This window comes from Roseateles sp., from assembly GCF_036486225.1.
GTDB lineage: Bacteria > Pseudomonadota > Gammaproteobacteria > Burkholderiales > Burkholderiaceae_C > Roseateles.
This window is the reverse complement of the sequence record NZ_DASVNZ010000306.1, coordinates 1-5,798: the sequence shown is the minus strand read 5'-3', so window position 1 is coordinate 5,798 and position 5,798 is coordinate 1. Positions and strand designations below refer to the sequence as shown.

Genomic DNA, 5,798 nt, shown 5'->3' with positions numbered 1-5,798 from the left:
GACATCGGCGCCTGGGCGGCGGGGCAGGGCATCGTCACCGCGGCGAAGGGCGCCTGACCGGCTGATCGGCCACGCCACACGGCGAATCGTCGCCCTGGGAGTTCCGGAAGCGCCATCTCAGCATCCGACCGATGGAGCGGGGTTCCCGCCGTCGCTACCGTGCTTGTCATCGAGCACATCGGAGGCGGCATGGCGCAGCATCAACGTGCGTCCGGACGGCCGGAAGGAGCGGACCGGGAACCTGCCGCGACGCCGTCGGCGCGTGGCACCCGCCAACTCGCACCCGAGGGCGCGGCAGCGGCGTGGAGCGACAGCCCGCGGCAGACGGCGCAACGCCAGTTGGTGGGGACGCTGGCCGGGCGCGACGCTGCGCCGGCATCGACACCCAGGTCGGTTCCGGGGCCAGTCCCGGTTTCGGCAGGCACCGCCGCGCCCGGGCGCCCCGTCGCGCAGCGCGCGCTGATGGCGGGCGTGGGCGACGACACCTACCGGACCGAAGCGACCAAGAACCTCGAATTCGAGGAACACGTCGGCCGCGCGCTCGCCTCGGATGGCGACGTGATGCACGCCGCCGAGCAGATCCGGCTCTATTCCGGCGCGCCGTCCAACTTCGTGTCGATGACGCCGGAGGACCGCCAGGAGCTGTCGCACCTGGTCGGACCGATCGGCGGCGCGCGCGACCTGCGCGAGGACCGCAACACGCTCGACGCCAACGTGCTGGCCACCCACCTGAAGATCGACCGCGCGTCCAACCGCGATCCCCATGCGCCGGATCCGACGCGTCGGAACAACCGCTTCAACCGCGTCAGCTCGCCGGACAACCCGATCTATCCGTGGAACATCCACGACTTCGACACCGACCTGTTCAAGATCGGCAACTGGGACGAGCTCCCGCCGCGGATGGCCGAGCAGATCCGCGAGCGCTGGGAAGAGAAGCGTCTCGACGACGAGTCCTACGCGCTGACCATGTCGCTGACCAGCCTGCGCGATGTCGTCGGCCTCTCGGGGATGGATGCGAAGGACATCGTCGCCCTGCTCAACCAGGCGGAGCGCAAGACCTTCCTCTACGACATCCTCGCGATCAAGTGGAGCACCTCGGAGGACCTCGAGGACGAGGCGTCCGACGGCACGCCGCGGACGGACAACCCGCTGGGACCGGAATACCGGCAGCACAACACCGGCAACCGCGCCAACGTCGTGCTGGCCCACGACGCGATCGATCCGGCCGTCGGGAAATGGGTCGCCGACGCGCTGCTGCACAACAAGCCCATCATCTCCGGTCCCAGCGGACACACGCTGCGCTACCTGAACCACTGGGCGGAGATGCGGCAGAGCTACCTGCTGACCAGCGTGGTCTTCGGCGTGCTGGGCATTCCCTTCGACCTCAGCCGTCTGCCGTCGCTGGAGGTGGCCCGCTTCGTGATGATGGCCAACCTGATGCCGCCCAAGGACCACCACTCGTACCACGAGATCATGGGCGCCTCCATCGGCATCAGCGACTTCCTGAGCACGCTGACCTACCCCCATCCCGAGTCCTACGCCGACCTCAACGCGCACCCGATCGGGCAGCGGGCGTTCCAGCAGGCGACCCGCGCGACGACGTCCCCCAACACCAAGCCGCTGCCCAACCCCTGGGCCAGGCAGGGCACGCCCACGATCAGCGGCTGGCCGCCGTCGACGGCGCAGGACCTGTTCGGCGTGCTCATGCGCTTCGCGTCGGACGCGGAGACGGCCGAGCTGATCCTGCAAGGTGCCGGCAGCCGGCTCCGGATCGCGGTGATCCCGCTGGTCGAGGAGGCCGCGAGCAACCGGTCCATCACCGGCACGCAGAAGGAATTCGTCCTCGACACCATCCGGCGGATGGGCTGAGAGCGACACGCGCATCGGCGCGCGCCAGTGGACCACCGGCGTGCGCCGCGTCAATGACCCCCGAGGGAGAGACCCATGGACAGACACGACACCTTCACCACCGACGACTTCGCCGAGGGCCTGCACCTCGGCCTGCACGGGCCGCGACTGCGGCGGCATCGGCCGACGGCGGCGCTGGCCGGGCAGCCCACGATCCCCGACGAGGACGTGCCGCTGCGCCAGCTGTTCACGCGCATCATCGACGCCGGGCTCACGAGCCTGCACGGCAAACCGAAGCCGGCGCACGTGCTGGTGGTCGGCGCCGGTCCGGCGGGGCTGTGCGCGGCCCATGAGCTCAAGCGCGCGGGGCTGACGGTCAGCGTCTTCGAGAGTTCGCACCGCGTCGGCGGCCGGGTGAAGACCATCACCGCGCCGTTCACGCCCGAGCTGCATGGCGAAGGCGGCGCGATGCGCCTGCCGCAGGACCACGAGCTGGTCCATGCCTACCTCGACAAGTTCAAGCTCAAGGGCCAGCTCGAGCCCTTCGAGCAGGCCAACAAGCTGATCTATCTCTCGACCTACGGCAGGACGCTGACCTACGACGAGTTCAACCGCCTGCTCGTGGCGCGCGATCCCGGGTTGCTGGCCTGCTTTCCGAAGCTGCGCGAGGAGGAGAAGGGCAAGACCATCGACACCCTCTGGGACGCCGCGGTCCAGCCGGTGGTCGCGGCCTTCGAATCGGTCTACCGGAACGATCCCGCCAACATCGCCGCGGCGTACCGCCACGTGACGGCGCTCTACGACCGCTACTCGCTGCAGACCTTCTTCGAGCAGGTGGCGGGCTGGTCGCAGGATTGCATCTCGCTGTACGACCTGGGCTCGCCGCATGTGGTCCTGGACAACGCCTTCATCGAGTCCTGGAAGGATGCCTTCCTGTCCTCGCAATCGGGCGGCGAGACGGCCGGCATGCAGCAGATGGCGCAGGGCATGCAGCAGATCCCGTCGGCGTTCATCGCGCCGGGGCTGGACGCGACGCTGAAGGACGACATCCGCTACGGCGCGCGCGTGGTGGCGGTCAACCACTGGCCGGCCGGGGGACCGGGACGCAGCGTCGAGGTCCTCTACCGGACCAACGGCGGGGAGACGCGCTCGGTGTTCGGCGACCGCGTCATCTTCGCCGTGCCGTTCACGGTGCAGCGACTGATCAAGACCAATGTGCCCTTCGGCGTGCCCAAGACCAATGCGATCCGCGAGCTGCGGTATGTCGAGGTGACGAAGATCCTGCTGCAGTTCAAGACGCGCTGGTGGGAGCAGTACCTGGAGGGCAAGGGGCAGGGCAAGGACGGCGGCGTGGTCACGGACCTGCCGATCCGCTACGCGATGTTCCCGGTGTCGACCTCGGCGCAGTTCAAGCACGGCCAGGAGCGCGGGGTCATCATGGCCAGCTACACCTTCCAGCAGGATGCGACCGGCACGGGCGGCATGAACAAGGACGCCTCGGTCGAGATCGCGGTCGACAACCTGTCGACGATCTTCGGCAAGGACCTGGTGCAGGACAACTTCGAGGTGGGCACCTCCCAGGTCTGGTCGGCGGACGCGTTCTCCGGCGGCTCGGCCTTCGCCTACTTCGCGCCGATGCAGAAGACGCGGCTGTTCCACGCCATGATCGCGCCGGAATGGAACGGCCATGCGCACTTCGCCGGCGAGCACAACAGCTACTCCCACGGCTGGATCGAGGGCGCCTTCCAGTCGGCGTTGCGGACCGCGTACCAGGTCTATCTGGCGCAGTTGCCGCGCTAAGCCCCGGCGCTCTGCGCCATCTTCGCGAAGTAGGCCGACTTGCCGGTCTTGTTGAGCTGGTACCAGGCCTCGAGCGTGGCGGGCTCGTAGATGTCGAGCGTGTCGAAGATCGCGCGCGCGAAGTCGAGCGCCGACATGCCGCCCGCGGTGAGCAGCCCGCGGTCCGACACGACGGGCTCGTCCACGTAGCGGTCGCTGCCGGCGTACGCGTCGACGCCCTTCAGGTAGGACAGCGCGTTGCTCGTGTGCTGCCGGTCGTCGAGCACGCCGAGCCGCGCCAGGCCCGCCGTCGCGCCGCAGATCGCGGCGACGCGCTTGCCGGCGTCGAGGAACTCCTTGGCCTTCTTCGCCGCTTCCATGTGCTCGCCCTTGTCCCAGCCGGCGCCGCCGGGAAGGATCAGCAGCTCGCTGTCGTCGGGGAACAGCGTGGTCAGGCGGATGTCGGGCATCACCGACAGGCCGCCCATCGAACGCGTCAGGTTCGCGCCGGCGGCGGCGACGGTCTTCACCTGCCAGTCACCGGGCGTCTTCTGGAATTCGGGCGTGTTGATGCCCGCGACCGCGTAGGCGGCCTCCCAGTCGGCGAAGCCCTCGAAGAGGTAGAGATGGACGGTGCGGGTGGGGGTGCTCATGCCGGGATGGCGGCAAGGTGCGTGCCCGCCGGGCGCCGCGCCCGAGCAATCAGCCGGGCAGCTTCCTCACCATGAAGAACTTCGAGCCCGCGACGCCGTGCCCGGGGATCTCCAGCTGGACGCTGTAACCCAGGCGCTCGTAGAACGGGCGGGCCTGGAAGCTGAAGGTGCTGAGGTAGAAAGTGTCGCAGCCGCGCTCGATGGCGCGTTGCTCGAGCGCGAGAACGACCGCGGTGCCCACGCCGGCATGCCGATGCGCCGCGTCGACCCAGAGCTGCTTGAGTTCGCAGCAGCGCCCTAGCGTGCGGCCGACCGCGCCACCGATGACGCGACCGCCGGCGTCATATGCGGCGCTCGACAGCCCGCGCTGCCCGTCGAAGGCGCCGTGGTCGCCGAAGGCCTCGTTGTGCTGGTCGAGGCCGGCGTCGACCAACGCGGCCAGACCGGGCTTGGGATCGTCGAAGGCGGCAGTGGTGAAGGTGCTCATGGAATCAGCGCCTTGGTCAGCCGGACCATCATGGTTTGCGTCAGCTGATTGGGACCGCGTTCGGATTCGGCGTAGCCGTTGCGGTCGTACAGCGCGATGAGAGGTCGATTGGTCTCTGAAGTCCAGGTGCTGGAGAGCAGGACATGGCGCTCGCGGAACCAGAACTCAGCGCGTGCGAGAAGATGTTGCGCGACACCGAGCCGACGTGCCTTCGGTGCGACATAGGTCGTCGAGATCAAGCCAAACGGCGCGGCGCTGTGCGCTCCGGCGTCGGATTCGATCCGATAGATCGTTTGGCCGACGATGTCGCCGTTCGCGTCCTCGGCGACGACGACCTCCGCGGCGCGGCCGTCCAGATGCCACCGCACGCGGTCACGCAGCCAGTCCATCGAGTACATCGTGCCGCCGGCGTCTTCGCCTTCGACTTCGATCAGGGTCGCGCGCGTGCGCTCGGCGACGAGGTCGATGGCGGCGGTGTCGGCGAGGGAAATCGGGCGCAGCAACATGGATGAACGGCGAAGAACGATTCGCCATGTTAGGCGGTTGGTGATTCGGAGACACTCGTGTCATGCCTGCCTTTCCGCCGCTGGATGCGCCGCCGCTGCGCCTCGAACCCGTTTCCGTCGAGCATGCCGATGAGATGCATGCGGTGCTCGCCGATCCGTCGATCTACGAGTTCCTCGAAGAGGACGAGCCACCCTCGCTGCAATGGCTGCGCGAGGCCTATGTCCGCCGTGCGAAGGGTCAGTCGCCCGACGGCGACGAGCAGTGGTTCAACTGGATGATCCGGCGCGACGACGGACGATTGATCGGCTATGTGCAAGCCACTGTTGAATCGCCCGAGGTTTGCTGGATCGCCTATGTGCTGGCGGCCGAGGGGCGAGGGCAGGGGCACGCGACACGCGCGGTGACGGCCATGGTCGACTACCTTCGTGGCGCCTACGACATCCAGCGATGGTTGGCGTCGGTGGACGCCGGCAATGCGCGGTCGATCGCATTGCTTGAGCGACTCGGCTTCACTGAAGCCGATG

Annotated in this window: 6 protein-coding genes; 3 read left to right on the top strand and 3 right to left on the bottom strand. The window is 68.3% G+C overall.

The window, feature by feature from the left end:
- Window positions 1-189: 189 nt before the first annotated feature.
- A complete protein-coding gene (locus tag VF536_RS20490) occupies window positions 190-1,869 on the top strand; it encodes a hypothetical protein (protein WP_331616722.1) in 1,680 nt (559 codons plus the stop codon).
- Window positions 1,870-1,944: 75 nt separating this feature from the next.
- Window positions 1,945-3,648, top strand: a complete 1,704-nt coding sequence (locus VF536_RS20485) for an NAD(P)/FAD-dependent oxidoreductase (protein ID WP_331616721.1) — start codon at window positions 1,945-1,947, stop codon at window positions 3,646-3,648.
- On the opposite strand, the gene VF536_RS20480 is transcribed toward VF536_RS20485, so the two are convergent.
- Genes VF536_RS20480 through VF536_RS20470 form a run of 3 tightly spaced genes read right to left on the bottom strand, consistent with a single transcriptional unit; the run spans window position 3,645 to window position 5,273 of the window.
- On the bottom strand, window positions 3,645-4,280 hold the full coding sequence (locus VF536_RS20480) for a DJ-1/PfpI family protein (protein WP_331616720.1): 636 nt from the start codon (window positions 4,278-4,280) through the stop codon (window positions 3,645-3,647). The two genes, VF536_RS20485 and VF536_RS20480, sit on opposite strands and share 4 nt — an antisense overlap.
- Before the next feature lie 49 nt (window positions 4,281-4,329).
- Window positions 4,330-4,767 carry a GNAT family N-acetyltransferase gene (locus VF536_RS20475; protein WP_331616719.1) on the bottom strand — a complete coding sequence of 146 codons (438 nt, stop codon included), beginning with the start codon at window positions 4,765-4,767 and terminating at the stop codon, window positions 4,330-4,332.
- Complete coding sequence (locus VF536_RS20470) at window positions 4,764-5,273, bottom strand: GNAT family N-acetyltransferase (RefSeq protein ID WP_331616718.1); 510 nt, start codon at window positions 5,271-5,273, stop codon at window positions 4,764-4,766. Before VF536_RS20470 ends, VF536_RS20475 begins: the two co-directional genes overlap by 4 nt.
- Before the next feature lie 62 nt (window positions 5,274-5,335).
- Here VF536_RS20470 and VF536_RS20465 point away from each other — a divergent pair.
- Window positions 5,336-5,798: GNAT family N-acetyltransferase (locus VF536_RS20465; RefSeq protein ID WP_331616717.1), on the top strand; the 463-nt coding region annotated here is incomplete at its 3' end.

Excerpts from the sequence above, each read along its gene's own strand:
- VF536_RS20475 (WP_331616719.1), bottom strand. The coding sequence starts at position 4,767 with ATGAGCACCTTCACCACTGCCGCCTTCGACGATCCCAAGCCCGGTCTG.
- VF536_RS20485 (WP_331616721.1), top strand. The coding sequence starts at position 1,945 with ATGGACAGACACGACACCTTCACCACCGACGACTTCGCCGAGGGCCTG.
- VF536_RS20470 (WP_331616718.1), bottom strand. The coding sequence starts at position 5,273 with ATGTTGCTGCGCCCGATTTCCCTCGCCGACACCGCCGCCATCGACCTC.
- VF536_RS20480 (WP_331616720.1), bottom strand. The coding sequence starts at position 4,280 with ATGAGCACCCCCACCCGCACCGTCCATCTCTACCTCTTCGAGGGCTTC.
- VF536_RS20490 (WP_331616722.1), top strand. The coding sequence starts at position 190 with ATGGCGCAGCATCAACGTGCGTCCGGACGGCCGGAAGGAGCGGACCGG.